This window comes from Acidobacteriota bacterium (assembly GCA_039028635.1).
In the GTDB taxonomy this organism is placed as follows: domain Bacteria; phylum Acidobacteriota; class Thermoanaerobaculia; order Multivoradales; family JBCCEF01; genus JBCCEF01.
Genome location: JBCCHV010000014.1, coordinates 1 through 20611, shown reverse-complemented (window position 1 = coordinate 20611; position 20611 = coordinate 1). Strand labels below are relative to the sequence as shown.

Here is a 20611-nt window from a genome sequence, read left to right as displayed (position 1 = left end):
GATCTCCTGTTGCCCTTTTCGAGCTGCTGCGCGAGTCCGTTGAACCGTCAAGTTTTCGTTGCGTCCGCCTGAGCTCGGGAAGGGACGCAGTGCAACCCAGGAGGTGCGAGAGTCGATGAACGGTCGCCGAAGCAGTTCAGCCTGCGGGGGAGGCCTGGTGCTCGCCCTGCTGCTCGCGTGGTGCGCGGTGCCGGCCTTCGCCGATTGGCGCCAGAGCCCGGTGTGGGATGACGGCAAGGCCGAGTACTGCGCCTATGAGGTTTCCTGGAGCCGCTACGGCAACTCCTACGACGGCCAAGCGCTCTTGGTGGTGGTCAAGGAGCCGTGGGCGCCGGATCTCGAGGTCAAGGCCGACGTGCCGCGGCCGGATGGCTTCGATGTCCTCAAGGTCAACCACATTCGGGATGTCCAGACCGGCATCTACGCCTACCATCAGATGGCCAGCATCTTCATCGATCGGCGCAGCGGGAGCCTGCGCAAGCTGACCGCGGCGAGTACCGAGGCGTGCGGGGTCTCGACGGCGGACATCATCGCCGGCGAGCTCACCACCCGTTCCTATTTCGATGGCCAAGGACTGCGGCGGCAGCCTTATCCCGCGGCCGCTTTGCCGGAGGACGGGCTGCCGGGATTCCTGCGCGAGTTCGTCGTCGGCAACGCCCCGGCGCAGCTCGAAGTCTTTCCGACCCTCCTCGAAGGGCGCTTTCCGCGCCTCGAGGCGCAGTCCTATGACCTGACGCGGCGCTCCGCCGCGGGCGACGACATCGAGCTGCGCCTTGAAAACCGACGGGGGTGGATGTCGTATATTTTCGAGAAGGCCGAGCCGCACCGGCTGCTGAGCCTCGAACGTAGCGATGGCACGAGCTACCGCAGGACCAAGTGCGATCGTCTTCCCTATTGGCAGATGAGCCAGCCGGGCCAAGAGGCCTGGTGGCCTGAGAATAAGTGATGAGCACTCCCCCCGAACCCGCCGCTCCGACCGTCGAGTCCAGCGCCGAGGCGCCGTCGAAATTGCGCAGCTTCTGGACCGAGTGGATCCGGCCCTTCCTGGTCGTTTTGCTGGTGGTCTTCTCGTTCCGCTCGGCGGTGGCCGACTGGAACGACGTGCCCACCGGCTCGATGCGGCCGACCATCCTCGAAGGGGAGCGCATCTTCGTCAACAAGCTGGCCTACGACCTCAAGGTGCCCTTCACCCGCGTCCGGCTGCTCGAGTGGGACGACCCGCAGCGTGGCGATGTGGTGGTGCTCTACTCGCCGGCGGGCAAGAAGAAGCGCCTGGTCAAGCGGGTGGTGGGCCTGCCCGGGGATCGCATCTCGATGATCAACGGTCGGGTGCAGATCAACGGCGAGCTGGCCTCCTATCGACCCTTCGGGCCGGAGGAGCACGAGCTCGCCCTGGGCCTCGACCAGGAAGTGCTGCTCGACGACGGCCAGGTCTTCTGGGAGACCATGGAGAACGACGAGAGTCACCCGGTGATCTGGCGTGAGATGGACGCCGGCTTCGGGCGGCGCGCCCGCTTCCGCACCTTCGGACCCACGGTGGTGCCCGAAGGCAGCTACTTCGTGATGGGCGACAATCGCGACAACAGCAGCGACTCACGCGCCTTCGGATTTGTCGACCGCACCCTGATCGTGGGCGAGGCCACGACGGTGGTGTTCTCCCTCGATCCGGAGCGCCATCGCGCCCCCCGCTGGAGCCGTTTCTTCCTCGGTTTGCCGTAACTTAACGAGCCGCGTCGCGGCTGTCTTTTCCAGGGGGGCTGAAGGCGCCCCCCTCGCCTCCGCGGCCCGGCCCGCACGCACATGTCGTGCGGTGCGGCCGGCCAGGCCTCACCCCCGTCCTCGGCTGCTTTCGCCGCCGCCTCGGGCTTCCCCCTCGGAGCCGCCTGCTGCCTGGCAGGCGGCTGCTTAGTTTCGGAGGATCGAGTGGCCTAAGGGCTATAGGCGCCCCCCTCGAACCAACGCACAGGTCGTTGGCTCTCACCCCCTTTCCTCGGCGGCTTAGGCCGCCGCCTCGGGCTTTGCCCTCGGACGCCGTGTGCTGGATTAGCACACGGCTGCTTGCTTGGCAGGCTGCCTTGGGCTATGGCGTTCTCAGATCTGCACTCACCCATTGCGAACTGCAGGCTCGCCCTGTCCTGCAGCAGCAGGCCGATGCTCTCCCGGCTGCCGTGGGTGAGGCCGGCTCTGCGCCCGTTGGGCTCGGCGCCGCCTTGAAATGAAAAGACCCCGGGCGAGGGCCTCTCGCGCCGGGGTCTGGTGGCCTGCCTGAGGGGTGAGCCTCAGGCCATGGACGGGTCGACCGGCGGGGCCGGCCAGACCAGCTTCATGAGCACCTTTTCGATGCGCTCGAGGGCCCAGTCGAGCTCGTCCTTGGTGATGGTCAAGGGCGGCGCGATACGAATCACGTTCTCGTGCGTTTCCTTGCACAGGATGCCGTGCTTCTGGAGCTCTTCGCAGAAGCGCCGGGCGCCATTGGCTTCGGGCTTGAGCTCGATGCCGACCCACAGGCCGCGGCCGCGGTACTCGTGGACGTAATTCGAGGGAATCGCCTGGAGGCGCTCCATCAGGTAGTCGCCGAGGCGCGCCGAGTTGCCGATCAGGTCCTCGTCGATGAGCACCCGGAGGGCGGTGCGGGCGACTGCCGCGGCCACCGGGTTGCCGCCGTAGGTGGAGCCGTGGTCGCCGGGGTGGAAGACGCCCATCACCTCGTCGTCGGCGAGGATCGCCGACACCGGATAGAGGCCGCCGGAGAGGGCCTTGCCGATGATCACCACGTCCGGGCGAATGCCCTCGTGCTCGTACGCGAACATCTTGCCGGTGCGGCCGAGGCCGGACTGGATCTCGTCGAGCATCAGGAGCACGCGGTGCTCCTGGGTGACCTCGCGCAGCTCGGCGAGGAAGCCATCCTGCGGCAGGATGATGCCGCCCTCGCCCTGGATCGGCTCGATCAGCACCGCGGCGGTGTTGGGCGTGATCGCCTCGCGCACGGCGTCGATGTCGCCATAGGGGAGGATCCGGAAGCCGGGAGTGAAGGGACCGAAGCCCTCCTTGTACTGCTGATCCGAGGAGAAGCCGACGATGGTGGTGGTGCGACCGTGGAAGTTCTGATCGAAGACCAGAATCTCGGCCTGGTCCTCGTCGACGCCCTTGACCGTGTAGGCCCACTTGCGGGCCGCCTTGATCGCCGTCTCGACGGCCTCGGCGCCGCTGTTCATGGGCAGCGCACGGGCGAAGCCGGTGAGCTCGCAGAGCTCTTTGTAGAAGAGGCCGAGCTGGTCGTTGCGGAAGGCGCGCGAGGTGAGGGCGACGCGGCGCGCCTGCTCGACCAGGGCGTCGACGATCTTGGGATGGCAGTGGCCCTGGTTGACGGCCGAGTAGGAGGCGAGGAAATCCATGTAGCGATTGCCCTCGACGTCCCACACCCAAATCCCTTCGGCGCGTGAGATGACGACGTCGAGGGGGTGATAATTGTGCGCCCCGTAGTGGTCCTCGAGCTCGATCAGCTCGGCGCTGCTCAGGGCGGGCTTGGTCTTGATTTCGGCAGTGGTCATGGTTTCGAGTCCCCCAATCGAGTCCGTTTCGTCGTTGGCGACCAGCTTGTACCACAGTTGATACCCCGGGGGCCACATCCCGAGTTGCGCACCTGATTATCGGTGCCCTTCGCGTCCTCCTCGGGTCGACCTCGGGTGGGGCCGCGAACGGGCGGCTCGGAGCCGGGCAAGTTACGCCCTATCAGCCTTTTCGGTTACAATCGACGGAAAAGCAGGCCGGTGGCCCTTCGCCCGAGTCCGCCGTCCGATGGACCTCCATATCGTGATCTTGGCTGGGTTCAGAATCCACTTCGTGGAAGGGGAGGAGAACGGCCAGCCGGGGAGCCCCGATGACCTTTGATGAGCTGAACCTGGCCCCCGATCTACTGCGCGGAATCGCCGACCTCGGATTCACCGAGCCCACCCCGATCCAGGCCGACGCGATTCCGCCGGGCCTTGCCGGACGCGACCTGCTCGGTGCCGCGATGACCGGAAGCGGCAAGACGGCGGCCTTTCTGCTGCCCATCCTGCACCAGCTCCTCGAGCGCTCGCGGGGGGTCACCCGGGCCCTCGCTCTGACCCCGACCCGCGAGCTGGCGGCTCAGATCGAAGAGCACCTGCAGTCCCTCGGCAAGCACACGCCGCTGACCGCTGCGGTGATTCACGGCGGCGTCGCCTTCGAGCCCCAGGAAAAGGCCTTCCGGCAAGGCGTCGACATGATGATCGCCACCCCCGGGCGTTTGCTCGATCATCTGCGCCGTCCCTATGGCCATCTCGACGGGGTCGAGTTCCTGGTGCTGGACGAGGCCGATCGCATGCTCGACATGGGATTCATTCCGGACATCCGACGGATTCTTCAGAAGCTTCCCGGACGCCGCCAGACGATGTTGTTCTCGGCCACCATGCCGGGGCCCATCGCCTCCCTCGCCAAGGAGCTCCTGAAGGAGCCGGTGACGATCAACATCGAGCGCAAGGCGGCGCCGGCGGACGGCATCACCCAGGTCACCTATGCCGTCCGGCACGCTCACAAACCGGCCCTGCTGCTGCACCTCCTGAAGCGCGGCGGCATCGAGAACGCCCTCGCCTTCACCCGCACCAAGGAACGGGCCGATCGTCTGGCGGGCTATCTCAAGGGCCACGGAATCTCGGTGACGGCGATCCACGGAGACCGTTCCCAAATGCAGCGCACCCGCGCCCTCGAAGCCTTCAAGAAGGGCAAGTACCGGGTGCTGGTGGCGACCGACGTGGCGGCTCGAGGGATCGACGTCGAGGGCCTCAGCCACGTGGTCAATGTCGATGTGCCGAGTCAGCCGGAGGACTACATCCATCGCATCGGCCGCACCGGCCGGCAGCAGGCGACGGGCGATGCCATCACCTTTGTGGCGGCCCGTGAGCTCGCCGACCTGCACGCCATCGAGCGCGCCATCCGCAGCAAGCTGCCGCGCCTGACGGCGGAGGACTTCGACTACCAGACCGGTCGCTCGGTGCCGACGCCGGAGGAGGAGGCCGCCGAGCGCGAACGGCAGGAGAAGGAGCGGGCGCGGCGCGAGGCCGCCAAGGCAGCGAAGGTGAAGGCCGCTGCCGAGAGAGCGGCGGCCGCCAAGCGCAAGGCGGAGCTCAAGGCCGTCGAGGAACAGATTCGCGCCGCGGCGGCCAAGGCCGCCGCCAAGACCGATGCCACCGAGGCTGTTCCGCCCGAGACTGCTTCGGCCGCAGCCGAATCCCCAGAGGTGGTGGAAGCCGAGGTGGCCGCGGCGTCGTCGGCAGGCCCCGACGCACAGCCGGCGGAGCCGGCTTCCGAGGCGACAGCGTCGCCGACCCCGGGCGCTGCCGAAGCGCCGGTCCAGGACGCCGCTTCGGCGCCGCAACCGACCGGCAGCGAGGCGGCACCGGACGATCACCAGGCTTCGCCCCAGGCGAGCCGGTCCCGGCCGGTCGCGGTGGATTCGGACCGCGACTCGGTGCTGCAGCGATTCCGGGAGATGCAGGCGCGGCGGCGCGGTGGTCGACCCGGCCCTGCGGCGTCGCCACGACCGGCGCCGGTCGCGAAGCCATCGTCTCCGAAGCCGAAGGCAGCCCCCAAACCCCAGGCAGCTCCCAAGCCCCAGGAGGCAGACGCACCTCGACCTCCTGCCGAGATCCAGAAGACTCCGCCAGCTCCTCAGCCGGAGGCCGTTTCTCGGCCCCGGGCGGCTCCCGAAGCACCGGCGCCGCCGGCGAAGGCGGCTTCCAGCGCGCCCGCCAAGGCGGCGCCGCCGGCGAAGCGCCAGGCGTCCGGTGGGGCGTCGCGCAAGCCGGGTCAGCGATCGCCGGCCAAGAGCCGCTCGACGGCCCTGTCCCCGGAGCGAGAGGCGATCGTCGAGCGCTTCCGCGCCATGCGTCACCGTAAGCGCGGTTAGCTCGTCGTGGGCGACTGGGACTTTTCTCCGCCGCGCAGCGCGGAGCTCGGCGACCATGACGTGCCGCTCCTCGGCGAGCAGCTCGTCGGGCGCCGCATCGCCCTGCTGGTGACCGGCGGCATCGCCGCCATGAAGGCTCCGCTGGTGGCGCGCGCGCTGCGTCGTCGGGGCGCCGAGGTGACCGCCTTCGTGTCGCGCGAGGGGCTACGCTATGTCACCGAGGAAACCCTCGCCTGGAGCACCGTCCGACCGGTGGTGACCCGCCTCACCCCGGCGGCGGAGCACCTCAGCGACGGGCAGCCCTTCGACGCCTACCTGCTGGCGCCGGCGACCTACAACAGCCTCAACAAGATCGCCGGCGGCACCGCCGATAGCGTCGTCACCTCGACGCTGGCGTCGGCCATCGGGCGGCTGGAGCGGGGCGAGACCCAGGTGCTGGTGGCGCCCACCATGCACGGCACCCTGCACACCCGCATCCTCACCGACTCCCTGCGGCGGCTGGCCGATCTCGGGGTGCGGGTGATTCCGCCGCGGGACGACTACGGCAAGCACAACCTACCGAGTGAAGAGGTGCTGGTGGCGGAGGTCTGTCGCGCCGTCAGCCGGTCGCCCCTGGCCGGCGTTTCGCTGCTGGTCACCGGTGGCCCGACGGCGGTGGTGATCGATGCCATCCGCCGGTTGACCAACAAGTTCACCGGCGAGCTAGGCTGCCGCATCGCCGAAGAGCTCTACCTGCGCGGTGCCGAAGTCCACTGGGTGCACGGCGAGAGCCCGTTCTCGCCGCCCGAGTACCTGCCCTGCCGGCCGGTCCGAAACTTCGACGACTACCGGCATCAGGTGCTCGAGGTTCTCGGCGAGAAGGCCTGCCCCTTCGCCGTCTTCTCGGCCGCCGTCGCCGACTATCGACCGATCACCGTGCTGCCCGGCAAGACCCCCAGCGGGGGAGCTCTGCAGAGCCTCGAGCTCGAGCCCACGGAGAAGGTCGTCGAGACCGTGCGCCAGCGTTTCCCAGACCTCCACATGGTGACCTTCAAGTACCAGGAGGACATCTCTCACCAGGAGCTGCTCGAGATCGCCGCCGCGCGGCGCGCCCGCGGCTACCAGGCGGTGGTCGCCAACCGCGGCGAAGAGCGTGGCCCCAACGGCGAGCAGGTGGCCTACCTCACCACCGAAGGGGCCGAGCCCCAGCGCCTGGTCGACAAGCGCGGTATCGCCCGAGCCCTCGCCGACTATCTGGAGCAGCAGGCCGGCGCAGACTCCGGCTGAGCCCAAACAGCGACGGAAACAGGGGTTAGAGCCAGCCCTCCTGGCGCGCGATGCGCGCTGCCTCGGTGCGGTTGCCGGCGCCGAGCTTGTGGATCGCCTCCGAGAGGTAGTTGCGGACGGTGCCTTCGGAGAGGTGGATGCGGCCGGCGATGGCGGCGGTGCTGTGGCCTTCGCCGGCGAGTCGCAGCACCTGCCGTTCGCGCTCGGTGAGGGGGTCCGGAGCGCCCCAGGCGTCGGCGGCGAGCTCGGGGTCGACGGCTCGCAGACCGCGATGAACTCGGCGCAGGGCGTCGGCGAGGTCGCTCGCCGGCGAGTCCTTGAGGAGGTAGCCGGCGGCGCCGGCGTCGAGGGCGCGGCGTAGGTAGCCGTGCCGTCCGAAGGTGGTGAGGATGACGACCCGCGGTTTGTCCGAGGCCTGCTCGCCGTTGCGCCGGTGGACTTCGGCGGCGAGCTCGAGGCCACTCATCTCGGGCATTTCGATATCCGTCACCACGATGTCCGGAGCGCTGTCGGCGAGCAGGCCGAGGGCCTCCCGGCCGTGCTCCGCCTGGCCGCAGACGGTGATGTCGTGCTCCAGGTCGAGGAGAGCCGCGAGGGCGCCACGCACCATCGCCTGATCCTCGACGAGGAGCACTCGGATCACGAAGCTTCTCCGTGCGCTGCGCGCGGCTCCGCCGGCAGCCGAGCCACCAGCCGGGTACCGCCCTCCAGGGAGCGCACCAGGCTGCCACCGGCGGCCTGCAGTCGTTCCCGCATGCCGCGCAGGCCGGAGCCTTCGCGCCCACCGCCGATGCCGTCGTCGCTGACCGTCAGCAGCCAGCCCTGGTCGTCGCCGCGCAGCTCGACGGTGCAGGTGGTGGCCCGGGAGTGGCGCAGAACGTTGGTGAGCGCTTCGCGCAGCACGAAGGAGAAGATCTGGCTCTGCTCCTCCGGGAGCTGCACCGCGCGGTCCTGGCGCACCAGCTCGATGCCGGCGGCGCGCAGCGTGCTGTCGGCCCGCGCCAGCTCTTCCGCCAGGCTGCCGAGGCGGTAGCCGGTGACCGCGGCGCGAACCTCCGACAGGGCGCGACGGGAGATCTCTTCCACCTGGCGCATCTCGCCGGCGGCCCGTTCCGGATCGCTCGCCGCCAGCCGCGCCGCCAGCTCCGACTTGAGGGTGATCAAAGACAGGGTGTGGCCGAGGAGATCGTGCAGGTCGCGGGCGATGCGCTCGCGCTCGGCCTGGGTGGCGAGGCGCTCGACCTCCTCCTGGCTGGCCTCGAGGGCGCGGCGATTGCGGCTCAGCTCGGCGTAATGGAAGCAGATGCCGCCGACCAGGGTCGAGAAGGCCAAGGCGATGGCCCAGTAGAGGATCGGCAGGTCGAACCACCAGCTCTGCAGCACGACGGTGACCAGCACGACGGCGATCCAGCGCAGGGCGGCCCGGCCTCGCTGGGACTGGCCGAAGGCGCCGGCGGCATAGATCGGAAAGCAGGCCGCCCCGGGGTTGCCCGGCGCCGCCAGCAAAGCGACGCCGAGAATGCCCAAGGCCGGAGCGACGGCCTGGCCCTCGTCGACCCAGTAGCCGCGAAAGTAGAACACCAGGAAGAGCCCCGTCAGGGCCGCGGTGCGGCCCCATTCGAGTGCGCCCGCCTGGCCGATGGCCGGGTGCATCAAGTAGAAGCCGAGGTAGATGAGCCAGGCATAAGGGGTCCAGCCGTGGACTGCATCGCGGGGCAGGAGGCGAAGGGCCATCGTCTACTCGAGCTCGACCTGATCGATCTCGAAGCGGAACTCGCCGAGGCCGGGGCCGCCGGCGAAAGCGATACCGAGGAGGTCGGAGCCATCGATACCGAGGGATTCGAAAGCAACGCTGTGACGCTCCCAGGTGTCGTCGGCGACGAAGGTCGTTTGCACCGGAATCTGGCCGAGGCGGCGCGCGAAGACCATCAGCCGGTAGGTTCCGCCATCACCGCGGGCCATGAACGTCACGGCGCGATTGGCCGAGACGTCGACCGCCGCCATCGGCTGGTCGGCGGGAAAGAACATGGCACCGGCCCAGGGAAAGGGAAAGCCGGTCTTGACCTCGCCGCGAATCTCGAGGACGCCGCCGCGTGCGTCGTCGGTGATCACGGCGAGCTTCGTTTCGGAGGCTCCACCGGCCATCTGGTCGGTGGTCGGCTGCCAGCCGAATCCGAACTCGGCGCTCAGTTCGCCGGCGTCGAAATCGCTGATCAGTTTTTGGGAGACCACCGGATGCTTGGGCTTCTCGACGTCTTGCCGCCGCCGCTCGGTGGCCACCCCGAGCTTCCAGACGGCGACGATGTCGCGGCTGGCGGTGATGTCGTCGAGGGGGTCGCCCTCGACCAGCAGAAGATCGGCACGGCGCCCGACCTCGATGCGGCCGCGGTCCTGCAGGCCAAAGGACTCTGCCGGTACCGCGGTGGCGGCGGCGAGGGCCTCGCCGGGCGTCAGGCCGGCCTCGACCAGCAGCTCGAGCTCGCGGTGCATGCTGGCACCGTGGGCCGTTCCCGGATTGGGGGCGTCGGTGCCCGCGAGCACCGCAACCTGTGCCTGGCGTAGTAGCCGAACGGTCTCGAGGGCGTGCTCGAAGCGGTTGTCGGTCTTGCGCTGCGGTCCGAAGCTGCGGGCCAGGCTGGCGCGCTGGTCGCCGTCGAGGTAGGGGGACAGCCGCTCATCCTGCAGCACCGTCTCACCGCCCTTGCGCTGGAAGTTCTCGAGTACCGCCAGGGTGGGCACGACGAAGATGCCGTGCTTTGCCGCTCGGCGGCCGAAATCGTCGCCCGGCGCGGCATCGATGAACAGGTGAACCAGGCCATCGACTCCGGTCGCCATCACCTCGAGGGCGGCCTCGCGAGTCCCGATGTGGGCGACGGCGAGGCGCTCCCGCCGGTGGGCCGCCGCGGCGACGGCCCGAATGGTGTCGATGTCGAGGGTCGGGGTTTCGGTGCCCCAACCCTTGCCGTCCTCGTGAACCACCTTGATGAAGTCGGAGCCTTCGGCGAGGCGGGCGGCGACGAAGGCGTCGACATCGGCGCCCGCCTCGAGGGTCGGAATGCCGAGGCCGTACTGGGTGCCGTGGCCGCCCGGCGCCGTCACCAGGACGCTGGCGGAGTAGAGGTCCGCTTTGCCGGGATTGCCGTTCTCGGACTGCTGGCGACGCACCCCGGCGGCCCAATCGGCATTGGTGAACATGTCGATGGCGGTGGTGACGCCGAAGGTCAAGGCTTGCTCGAGGGCGTTGCCCCAGCAATGGGTGTGGCTGTCGATCAGGCCCGGTAGGAGGGTGCGGCCGGCGCCTTTCACCACCGGCAGCTCGGCAGCCCACGGCAGGGCCTCCCCAACCGCCACGATGCGGCCGTCGCGCACGACGACGGTGGCCTTTTCGAGGCTCGTCTCGCCATCGAAGAGGCGCACGTCGAGGATCACGAAGTCGTCGCTGGGTAGCTCGTCGGCCGCCAGGGCGAAACCGCAGGTGAGAAGGGCGAGGGAGATGAGGCAGCGCTTAATCATGGTTGTTTCCTCTCGGGCGGCGCGACGCGAGATAGGCCGTGCCGAGCAGCAACAGTGTAAAGAAGCATAGTGTGGCGAGGCTGCGCCCGACCGATTGCTGAGTTTCGAGACCGACCGCCCCGAGGGCGAGCTGGGCGAAAGAGTAGGCCGGCAGGAAGGGTGCCGCCGCCTGGACCCAGCCGGGCAGGATGTGGATCGGGATCCACAGGCCGGAGAGGAAGGCCATCGGCAGGTAGATCAAATTGATCACCGCCGGCGCCGAATGTGCGGTGCACAGGTAGCCGAGGGTGAGGCCGAGGGCGGCGAAGGGCAGGGTGCCGGCGAGGAAGATGACGACCAGCTCGAGCCACGCCGAAGCGGGGAGCTCGACCTCGCCGACGAAGGTGGCGAGGGCGGCGAGTCCGGCGACGATGGTCAGCGAGAACAGCACCGCGGTGCCGAGCTTGGCCAGGAAGTAGGCGCCGGCGGGCATCGGGCTGGCGCGCTTGAGGCGCAGCCAACCTTGCGCCCGCTCGCTCGCCAGACCGACACCAAAGGCAAACAGGGTGGCGCCGATGACCCCGAATGCGCCGTAGGTCGCTAGCAGGTAGGTGGCCATCGGCCCTTGCCCTCCGGGTGGGCTGAAGGCGAGGCCGAAGAGGATGTAGAACATCCAAGGGAAGGTCAGCGTGGGGATGACGAAGGACGGCATGCGGAAGGTCTTGACGACCTCGTAGCGGGACTCCAGGAAATAGGTGCCGAGGGGGCTCATGCGGCTTTCTCCTCACGGCCCTCGAGAAGGGCCAGGAATGCGTCTTCGAGGGCGGCGCTGCGGACCTCGAGGTGGCTGAGGTCGGGATCCCGCTCGAGCAGAGCCCGGAGGGTCTGTTCGGCGTTTTGCACCGTCAGCTCGACCCGCGGGTCGTGGGGCTCGGCGGTGCGTTGCAGGCGCTGCACTCCCGGTAGCGCGCGCAGAGTGCCGTCGTCGAGGTGGGTGTGGCAGCGGATGGTTTTGCCGCCCACCTGGGCTTTGATCTCCTGGGAAGTGCCGGCGGCCCGGATGCGGCCGCGATCGAGCACCAGCACGCGATCCGCGAGGGCGTCCGCCTCCTCCAGGTAGTGGGTGGTCAGGATGACCGAGCGGCCTTCGCGGGCGAACTGCGCGATGCGCTCCCAGAGAGCCCGCCGGCTGGCGACGTCGAGGCCGACCGTCGGCTCGTCGAGGAAGAGCAGGTCGGGATTGCCGCAGATGGCGAGGGCGAAGAGCAGGCGCTGGCGCTCGCCGCCGGAGAGCTTGCCGAAGGGCCGCCGCCGGAGCTCTTCGAGGCCGGCCAGCGCGAGCACTTCGGTGAGCGGCAGAGGCCGCGGGTAGTAGCTCGAGAACAGCCGGATGTGCTCCTCGACCCGCAGCGTCTCGGGAACGCCGGAAATTTGCAGCATGGCGCCGACCCGGCGACGTGCCGCCAGGCTGTTCGGTCGCCGGCCGAAGAGCTCGGCGGTGCCGGCGTCCGGCGACAGCAGTCCGAGCAGGAGTCCGACGAGGGTGGTTTTGCCGGCGCCGTTGGGCCCCAGCAGGGCGACGACCTCGCCGCCGTGGGTGGCGAAGTCGACACCGTCGAGGGCGGTGACGCGGCCGTATTGCTTGACGGCGCCCTGCAAGTGGGCGACCGGTGAGTTGGAATTCGAGCTCATGACTTCTCTCCTTTCGCCTGGCAGTTTGGCGTCGCTCGGGGGGCCGCGACAGTGCGCTCTGTCATCGATCCACCATGACAATTGTCATGAGCCTGTGATAAACGCTGATGGACATGAGCGATACCGTCACCCAGGGCATCCGCATCGAGGTCGAGGCGAGCTTCGAGCCGGACCACAGCAAACCGCCGGAGCAGTTCCTGTTCTCCTATCGCGTGCGCATCAGCAACCTGGGCGATCAGACCGTCCGCCTGATCAGCCGTCGCTGGGTGATTACCGACGGCGAGGGTCGCCAGCAGGTCGTCGAGGGCGCCGGCGTGGTGGGGCAACAGCCGACCCTCGAGCCGGGCGAGAGCTTCGAGTACTCGTCCTTTTGTCCCCTGGAAACGGCCGTCGGCTGGATGGAGGGGAGCTACTGGATGGAGATCTCGTCGGAGGAGTCCTTCGAGGCCGAGATCGGTCGCTTCACGCTGGCGGCACCCAACGCCGTCAACTAGCCCGCCTGAAACACGGATTGGCCGGCCTGCGTAGTGCGGGCAGGGACGGATTTCGTCCGTCCATCCGAAGACAAGCCGGCGTCGAACGCCTTTGGGGATCGCGACTATGAGCAATTTGCGGAAGCTGTGGATTCAAGGTCTGGGACTGGTCTTGGCAGGGGGCATGGCGTTGCCCCTGGGAGCCGCCGAGCTCGGCCGCGTCGAGGACCTCGAGCCCGGCGACGTCATCGTAGAGCCGTTCCGGCTGGAGCGCTCGGGTCGCGTCACCATCGCAGCCCGGGGGCCGGTGGACACCCTCGGCAACGGCGAGCGGGTGGCCGCCTGGCTGCTCGATGCGGACAGTCGTCGTGCCGTCTGGGTGCTCGACGAAGACGATGCCGACGACAAGGACCGCAAGGCCTTCGAGCTCACCCGGGAGCTCTTTCTCGAGGCCGGGGACTATGAGCTCTACGGTGCCGCCGCCCCCGATTCGGAGGCCGATCTCGACGCCATTCCGGTGGTGGGAACCGCTTTGCGGATGCTCGCCGGCCTCGAGTCCTACCGCGCCAAGGTCGAGTTGGTGTCGGTCGTCGTGCGCGGTGACGGCGAAGCGGTGTCGGCCGCCGAGCAGAAGCGCTGGATCGAGGAGCGGCGCCGTGGCCTGTTGATCGATCTCGCCCAATTGGGCGACGGCGATCGCGAGCAGCGCGGCTTCCGCCTGCCGACGGCCGCGACGGTCGAGGTGCGGTCGACTGGCGAGGTCACCCGCAGCGGGCGCTATGACTACGCCTGGATCGCCGACGCCGAGAGCGGCGAGGTGCTGTGGCAGCTCGATCGCGATACCTCCGAGCCGGCCGGTGGGGCGGAGAAAAACCGCACCACTCTGCGCCGCCTCGAGCTGCCGGCCGGCCGCTATGTTGCCGGGGTGGCCACCGATGGCTCCCATTCCTGGCAGGAGTGGAATGCCGCACCGCCGCACGATCCCACCCACTGGGGGCTCACCGTGCGTACCCTGACGGCGGTCGACGCGACCTCCTTCGATGCTCCGGCCTTCTTCGATCAGCAGGTCCTGGCGGCGGCGATCGAGGTGGGCGACGGCGAGCAGCGCGAGCTGGCCTTCCAGTTGTCCTCGGAGACGGCGTTGCGCATCTACGCTCTCGGCGAGGGCGCGCGCCGCGAGATGTACGACTATGGCTGGATCGTCGACCAAGGCAGCGGTGAGAAGGTGTGGGAGATGACTTATGAGGGCTCTCGCGATGGCGGTGGAGCGCGCAAGAACCGCCTCGCCGACGAGGTCGTGACCCTGCCCGCCGGCACCTACACCGCCTACTACGTCAGCGATGGCTCTCACTCTTACCCCGACTGGAACGCGGCGCCGCCGGCGGACCAGGAGCGCTGGGGGCTGACCCTGATGGCGCCGACGGCGGACTTCGACCGCCAGCTCTTCGGCCGTCTCACGGAAGCGGTCGGGCTGGTGCCCTTGGCGCGCGTCGAGCGGGTGCGGGACGGCGTTCACTCGAGCCAGGACTTCGAGCTCGTCCGCGAGACCGAGGTCACCGTCTCGGCCCTCGGCGAGGGCACCCGTTCGGGCATGGCGGACTACGGTTGGATCGAAGACCGCGACTCCGGTGCGCGGGTTTGGGAAATGGCCTACGAAGACACCGTCGATGCCGGTGGAGCGACCAAGAACCGGCGAGTCCAGCGGCGTTTGCGCTTGCCGGCCGGCAACTACGCCGTGCACTTTCGCACCGACAACTCTCATGCCTACGGCGAGTGGAACGCGGATCCGCCGGCGCAGCCCGATGCCTGGGGCATTCGGGTGAGCGTCGCCGAAGTTCCGTAAGCTCCGAATCCGAGGCTCAGCGGCTTCCCGGAATTGGCCCTCCGGGGGGTAGGGCAGCCGGGGAGTCTGAGACTGCCCACAATCCCTCTTCAGGGGGTTGTCTTATGCCCGAGAGAGGTTAGGATCGGCCCTCCGTACGAACCAGCTCGGGAGGGCCCGATGAGCGACAAAAAGGTAGTTCTCGCTTACAGCGGTGGCCTCGACACGGCCTGCATCCTGAAGGTGCTGCAGGAGCGTGGCTATGAGGTGATCGCCTATGTTGCCGATGTCGGACAGCAGGATGACTTCGAAGAGGTGGGCGAGCGCGCCCTGGCCACCGGGGCCACGAAGGTCTATGTCGAGAACCTGCGACGAGACTTCGTCACCGAGTTCATCTATCCGGCCATCGCCGGCAACGCCATCTACGAGAATCGTTACCTGCTGGGCACGGCCCTGGCGCGCCCTCTGATCGCGCGTCGGCAGGTCGAGATCGCACTCGCCGAGAAGGCCGGCGCGGTGGCCCACGGCGCCACCGGAAAAGGCAACGACCAGGTTCGTTTCGAGCTCGCCTATGCCGCCCTCGCCCCCCGTCTCGAGATCATCTCGCCGTGGAAAGAGGGGCCGTTCCTGGAGCGCTTCAAGGGCCGCCCGGACCTCCTCGAGTTCGCCCGCGAACGTCAGATTCCGGTGGAGGCGACGGCGGAGAAGCCCTTCAGCTCGGACGAGAACCTGATGCACAAGAGCTACGAGGCGGGCATGCTGGAGGATCCGCTGCTGGCGCCGCCGGACGACATCTTCCGCCTTACCCGCTCACCCCTCGACGCTCCGGAGACGCCGGCGCGGCTCGAGATCGAGTTCCGGGACGCCCTGCCGGTCGCGGTGCGGGACCTCGACCAGGGTGCCGCCTGGGACGATCCGCTGGAGATGTTCGTGGCCCTCAACCGCCTCGGCGGCGAGCACGGCGTCGGCCGCGTCGACATGGTCGAGAACCGCTTCGTCGGCATCAAGTCGCGTGGCGTCTACGAAACCCCCGGCGGCACAATCCTTCATCACGCCCTGCGCGATCTCGAGGGCATCGCCATGGATCGCGAGGTGCTGCGCCTGCGCGACTCCCTGTCGCCCAAGTTCTCGGAGCTGATCTACAACGGCTTCTGGTTCAGTCCTGAGATGGACTTCATCCGGGCCGCCTTCGCCCAGGCCCAGCGATTGATCGACGGCAAGGTGCGCCTCGACCTCTACAAAGGCGGCGTTCATGTGCTCGGCCGCGAGTCCCCGAGCTCCCTCTACGACCAGGACCTGTCGTCGATGGATGTCGAAGGCGGCTACGACCAGAAGGATGCCCGCGGCTTCATTCGCATCAACGCCCTGCGCCTCGGTGCGCACCAGGTGATCGTTGGGGGAGCCGACGAGCGATGAGCCGTCTGTGGGATCGCGGCGAGCCGGTGGACGAGCGCATCGCGCGCTTCACCACCGGCCGAGATCCGGAGCTCGATTGCCGACTGGTGCCATTCGATGCTCTGGCGAGCGCCGCCCATGCCGCCGGCTTGCTCGAGATCGGCATCCTGTCGGAGAGCGAGTTCGAGGCTCTGCGGCGCGAGCTGGCGGTGATCGCCCGGCAGGCCGTCAGCGGCGAGTTCGAGGTGCGCTTCGAAGACGAGGATGGCCACACGGCAATCGAGAACCGTCTCGTCGAGCGCCTCGGCGAGGCCGGCAAACGCATCCACACCGGGCGCAGCCGCAACGATCAGGTGATCGCCGCCACCCGCCTGTTCGCCCGCCGCGCCCTGCTCGACCTGGGGGGCCAGGTCCTGGGCCTCGCCGATCGCCTGCTCGCGCTCGCCGACGAGCATCGCGAGGTTTCCGTGCCGGGCTACACCCACGCTCGCCAGGCGGTGCCTTCGACCCTGGGTTTCCTGTTCGCCGCCCATGCCGAGGGTCTGCTGGCGGCGCTGCCCTGGCTGCGCACCGCCTACGAGCACGTCGATCGCTCGCCTTTGGGGAGCGCCGCCGGCTACGGTGTGCCGCTGCCCTTGGCGCGCCAGACGGTGGCCGACAAGCTCGCCTTCTCGGCGGTGCAGGAAAACACCCTGGCGGTTCAGAACGACCGCGGCAAGGGCGAGTTTCTGGTGCTGGCGGCGGTGCTCGGACCGGTGCTCGACATGGGGCGCTTGGCGGCGGATCTGATCTGGTTCGCCAGCGACGAGCTGCGCTTTGTGCGCCTGGCGACGGCGGTGACCACCGGCTCGAGCATCATGCCCCAAAAGCGCAATCCGGACGTCCTCGAGCTGGTGCGTGCCGGCAGCGCTCGCTGGCGCAGCCGGCAGGCGGAGATCGCCGCCATCGCGGGTCCTTTGTCCTCCGGATACCACCGTGATCTGCAGCTCACCAAGGAACCCTTCCTCGAAGCGATGGTGGGCGCCGGCGACCTGCTGGCGGCGATGCTACCGGTGCTCGAGACCCTCGAGGTCGATGCCGAGCGCTGCCGCGCCGCCTTCCAGCGTTCCATCGGGGCCACCGACGAGGTCTTCCGGCGGGTCGCCGAGGGCGAGCCTTTCCGCACCGCCTACAAAGCGGTGGCGCAGGACCCGGAAGGCGCCGTCTCCGGTGATCCGGCGGAGAGCTGGCGCTTGCGCACCCACCTCGGTGCTCCCGGCGCCCTCGATCTCGATGCCAGTCGCAGGCGGCGGCGGGAGGCCGCCGAGTGGCTGCGCGCAACGTCGGAACGCGAGGGTGCCGCTTGGGACCTTCTCGCAGAGGAGCGCTGAGATCCACCGCGAGGAACCTCCGGCATGAGCCGGTCCGATCATTTCTCCGCCGTTGCCGACGGCTACGCGCGCTTCCGTCCGAGCTATCCGGCGGAGCTGTTCACCCATCTCGCCAGCCTGGTGGGCCGGTGTCGGCTGGCCTGGGACTGCGCCACCGGCAGTGGACAGGCGGCGGTGGCTCTCGCCGAGCACTTCGATCGCGTCGTGGCGACCGATCTGTCGCAGAGCCAGATCGATTCCGCCAGTCAGCATCGGCGGGTGGAGTACCGGGCGGTGGCGGCCGAGGAGCCCACCTTGGAGGACTCCTCCGTCGATCTGGTGACGGTCGCCCAAGCGCTCCATTGGCTCGACCTGCCGAGCTTCTACGCCGAGGTCGAGCGGGTGCTGTCGGCGGATGGCGTGATCGCCGTCTGGTGCTACAACAACCTGCAGGCCTCCCCGCGCGTCAACGCTGTCGTCAATCGCTACTACAGCCAGGTGGTCGGGCCCTACTGGCCGCCGGAGCGGCGCCTTCTCGAGGCCGGTTACCGCACGGTGCCCTTCCCCTTCGTCGAGGTCGACGTGCCGGAGATCGACATGCGCGCCGACTGGACCCTCGAGCGGCTGCTCGGCTACCTCGAGACCTGGTCCGCCACCACTCGCTACCGCGCCGCCGAAAAGAAAGACCCGATGGCGATCATCGCCGATGACCTGCGCGCCGCCTGGGGCGACCCCGAAGAACCCCAGACCATCCGTTGGCCCCTCCATCTGCGGGTCGGGCGGTTGGACCTCTAGTCAAGTTTTCTCACCGGCTCCCTTGGCGAACGGACTCGGGTTGTAGGAGGCGCAAGGCAGCGATCGGCGCGGCGTCGCAGCTAGACGGGAAGTCCTGAGGAGCTCGGTCAGGACTATTATTTGGGCGACCTATAGCCTGGCAGAGTGAATCGGGAGAGGGGGACCCTACCTGTTAAGTTTTAGCCGAAGAACAGAGGTCGAATCACTGTGGCTCCTCAGCGAGATCGGGAAGGCTGAGCGTAGACTTGGCGATCCAGTCACCTCGGCCACCCCGCAAGAAGTCTCGAGGCACCATGAGCGTTGTGCTTCGTACGACTCGATCGTCTTTCACGATCTCCATTACTACGCCCTCGGGTCTACGGTTGCATTTGTGGCGAAATCCTCGATTTTCCGAGTGAGTTTCGAATCGGATCTGGATCTCTGAAAGCTCCGCATCTATTGGGTAAGCCGCTTGAGGCGCCCATGTAGACCCATCAAAGATTGGGCGTAAGCGCACCGATAGGTCTGCCTCTGGCGCTGTCACAGTTACTGGAACTTTTAGGTAAGACTTTGGGCACTTCCCGGCGGTCGATATGCAAGCGAAACTCAAGGAAAGAAACGCTATCAGCACAGCTCTAGTCATTGGGAGGCGCTCCGGTTCCGCAATTGAAGCAGTCTTTCTCTGCCTTGTATGCTGCGTTTTCGCTGATCGTTCTGAGGTGAATGAGTTCGTGCAGAACTGTGCACTCAAGAGGTCCGCAACGCCCTGGCTCATAGGTAATAGGCCCGAGCTTCATTCGGCGCCGCAAGAAGTCAATCGGACCAACCCTTCCGCACAGGCCATCAAGTCCGGGTTTGTAGATGAGAGTTGCGGTTTCCAGTTTCCGCAACAGTTCGTCCGGGTCTTCCACACAGCAAGTGTCCTCAAGCTTTTCTTTCACTGTTTTGACGGCGTCTTTAATCGCAGTCTCCTTGTCTGGCGGGAAGCCTCTGTAGGAAGTGAGCCCGGTTGGATCAAGCGAAGCCAGAGGATTGGCACGTGAGTAGACGTAAGGATTCGGTCCTCCTTCGAACCCGAGAGGATCCACCTTCGCATACCTTCCCGTGCTGTTCTCATACCAGCGATACAAGTTGTAGAAGACCTTCGCTCCTTCACTTGCCCCACCCCATGCCGAGTCGACCCACTGCCCCGGTAGCCTCAAGAAGACGCCGTTCTCGCTGGCGCCGGCGACCGTGCCGGCTTGCCAGTCGTTACCGAAGGGCTCGAAGCCGCCCTGCCAGAGTAGGTTGCCGCTGTCGTCGGTGACGAGAATCGGAGTGCCGAGGTGATCGGTGGTGAAGAAACTCCAGGAGCTGCTGGCCTGGTCGAGCTGGGCCACCGGACGACCGGCGAGGTAGAAGACGAAGGTCGACTCTTCGGTGCCGTTGACGTCCGGTCTTGCCCTCAGGACATGCACGGTGCCCTCGGAGTCGTAGATCGGCCGCACTCTTCGGCCTTGGTTGGAGAAGCAGCCAGCGCCGCCAGTTCCTCCAGCACTTCCCACCTGAGCGCTCCAGCAGCCCGTACCGCCGGTTTCGAAACCATCCCTGAAGATCTCGTTCTTCGCCGGGATCTCGGTCGCGCTCAGGAGGAAGCTACGGCCGTCGTAGAGCATCTCGGCGGCCTGGTTGACCGCCGGGCGGCGCAGGCTCGACAGGCGACCTTCGCCATCGGAGTCGAAAAGGACCTGGTGGGCTCCAGCGGTCACCTCTTCGAGATGGCCGGCCAGGCCGAAGCTGTAGTCACGGCTTCCGCCGGCACCCAGCGCGATGTTCTCGAGCAAGGCCGTGTTGCCGGGGCAATTACGGTCCGGGAGAGAGCAGGCGTTCGGCGTGTAGCTGTAGGTGTCGGTGACGGTGTCTCGCGTCTCGGAGACTCGATTGCCGAGACGGTCGTAGCTCCACCCGAGGCTGCCCCAGGGCCCCACGGCATTGGTGAGGAAATCCTGAGGAGCTTGATAGCCGTAGGAGCGATCGCCGAGGTTTCCGCCGGTGATCGCTGCGATGTTGCCGACGGGATCGGTGGCGTAGGTCCAGGTGAAGAGCGCACCAGTGGAGATGCTCAAGGGGTAGTAGCGATCGTCAGAACCGCGCGTTTCCACCAGGCCGTTGCCGAGGGTGACCTCCTCGAGCGGGCCGCTCGGCCGATAGGAGGCGCCGGTCGCGACCGGCTGCGCGGGATTCACGCCGTCGTCGACCGACAGTGACTCCTGCCGGTCGGCGAAGTCGTAGTCGTAGCTTGCGATCACGCCTCCAGGATAGCCGATGGTCTCTCGGTTGCCGTTCGCGTCGTGACCGTAAGTGAGCTCGCCATCGCGGGTGACGCGGCCGAAGCGGTCGTAGCAGTAGTCGACGGATTCGCCGTGGCGCAGGATGCTCG

The 20611-nt window shown here is 67.8% G+C and carries 16 protein-coding genes; 9 read left to right on the top strand and 7 right to left on the bottom strand.

Annotated features, from left to right (window positions below):
* Positions 1-157 precede the first annotated feature (157 nt).
* Complete coding sequence (locus AAF604_08010; GenBank protein ID MEM7049587.1) at positions 158-946, top strand: hypothetical protein; 789 nt, start codon at positions 158-160, stop codon at positions 944-946.
* Entirely contained in the window at positions 946-1719 is a 774-nt protein-coding gene (gene lepB / locus AAF604_08005) for a signal peptidase I (protein MEM7049586.1), read from the top strand. Before AAF604_08010 ends, lepB begins: the two co-directional genes overlap by 1 nt.
* Before the next feature lie 560 nt (positions 1720-2279).
* Here lepB and rocD read toward each other — a convergent pair.
* Entirely contained in the window at positions 2280-3551 is a 1272-nt protein-coding gene (gene rocD / locus AAF604_08000) for an ornithine--oxo-acid transaminase (GenBank protein MEM7049585.1), read from the bottom strand.
* A gap of 329 nt (positions 3552-3880) precedes the next feature.
* Between rocD and AAF604_07995 the strand changes: the two genes are divergently transcribed.
* Positions 3881-5929 carry a DEAD/DEAH box helicase gene (locus tag AAF604_07995; protein ID MEM7049584.1) on the top strand — a complete coding sequence of 683 codons (2049 nt, stop codon included), beginning with the start codon at positions 3881-3883 and terminating at the stop codon, positions 5927-5929.
* A 6-nt stretch (positions 5930-5935) separates the two neighbouring features.
* The gene (locus AAF604_07990; protein ID MEM7049583.1) at positions 5936-7195 is read left to right on the top strand and encodes a phosphopantothenoylcysteine decarboxylase; all 1260 of its coding nucleotides are present in this window, start codon (positions 5936-5938) and stop codon (positions 7193-7195) included.
* A 25-nt stretch (positions 7196-7220) separates the two neighbouring features.
* On the opposite strand, the gene AAF604_07985 is transcribed toward AAF604_07990, so the two are convergent.
* From AAF604_07985 to AAF604_07965, 5 genes are read right to left on the bottom strand one after another with little or no spacing between them, the layout of a single operon-like run.
* Positions 7221-7838, bottom strand: coding sequence for a response regulator transcription factor (locus AAF604_07985; protein ID MEM7049582.1), 618 nt, complete (start codon positions 7836-7838; stop codon positions 7221-7223).
* Positions 7835-8929 carry a sensor histidine kinase gene (locus AAF604_07980; protein ID MEM7049581.1) on the bottom strand — a complete coding sequence of 365 codons (1095 nt, stop codon included), beginning with the start codon at positions 8927-8929 and terminating at the stop codon, positions 7835-7837. Before AAF604_07980 ends, AAF604_07985 begins: the two co-directional genes overlap by 4 nt.
* A gap of 3 nt (positions 8930-8932) precedes the next feature.
* Complete coding sequence (locus AAF604_07975) at positions 8933-10708, bottom strand: amidohydrolase family protein (protein ID MEM7049580.1); 1776 nt, start codon at positions 10706-10708, stop codon at positions 8933-8935.
* On the bottom strand, positions 10701-11459 hold the full coding sequence (locus AAF604_07970) for an ABC transporter permease (protein ID MEM7049579.1): 759 nt from the start codon (positions 11457-11459) through the stop codon (positions 10701-10703). Before AAF604_07970 ends, AAF604_07975 begins: the two co-directional genes overlap by 8 nt.
* Entirely contained in the window at positions 11456-12379 is a 924-nt protein-coding gene (locus AAF604_07965) for an ABC transporter ATP-binding protein (protein MEM7049578.1), read from the bottom strand. The genes AAF604_07970 and AAF604_07965 overlap by 4 nt, the downstream gene beginning before the upstream one ends.
* 113 nt (positions 12380-12492) lie before the next feature.
* On the opposite strand from AAF604_07965, the gene apaG reads away from it, so the two are divergent.
* The 5 genes from apaG (at position 12493) to AAF604_07940 (ending at position 18213) form a co-directional block, all read left to right on the top strand.
* Entirely contained in the window at positions 12493-12873 is a 381-nt protein-coding gene (gene apaG, locus AAF604_07960; protein MEM7049577.1) for a Co2+/Mg2+ efflux protein ApaG, read from the top strand.
* A 106-nt stretch (positions 12874-12979) separates the two neighbouring features.
* A complete protein-coding gene (locus AAF604_07955) occupies positions 12980-14695 on the top strand; it encodes a hypothetical protein (protein ID MEM7049576.1) in 1716 nt (571 codons plus the stop codon).
* A 159-nt stretch (positions 14696-14854) separates the two neighbouring features.
* Positions 14855-16090, top strand: coding sequence for an argininosuccinate synthase (locus tag AAF604_07950; GenBank protein ID MEM7049575.1), 1236 nt, complete (start codon positions 14855-14857; stop codon positions 16088-16090).
* Positions 16087-17439, top strand: a complete 1353-nt coding sequence (locus tag AAF604_07945; GenBank protein MEM7049574.1) for a lyase family protein — start codon at positions 16087-16089, stop codon at positions 17437-17439. Before AAF604_07950 ends, AAF604_07945 begins: the two co-directional genes overlap by 4 nt.
* A 24-nt stretch (positions 17440-17463) precedes the next feature.
* Positions 17464-18213: a class I SAM-dependent methyltransferase gene (locus tag AAF604_07940; GenBank protein ID MEM7049573.1), complete on the top strand. Its 750-nt coding sequence runs from the start codon at positions 17464-17466 to the stop codon at positions 18211-18213.
* A gap of 614 nt (positions 18214-18827) precedes the next feature.
* Here AAF604_07940 and AAF604_07935 read toward each other — a convergent pair.
* The gene (locus AAF604_07935; protein ID MEM7049572.1) at positions 18828-20480 is read right to left on the bottom strand and encodes an RHS repeat-associated core domain-containing protein; all 1653 of its coding nucleotides are present in this window, start codon (positions 20478-20480) and stop codon (positions 18828-18830) included.
* Positions 20481-20611 lie beyond the last annotated feature (131 nt).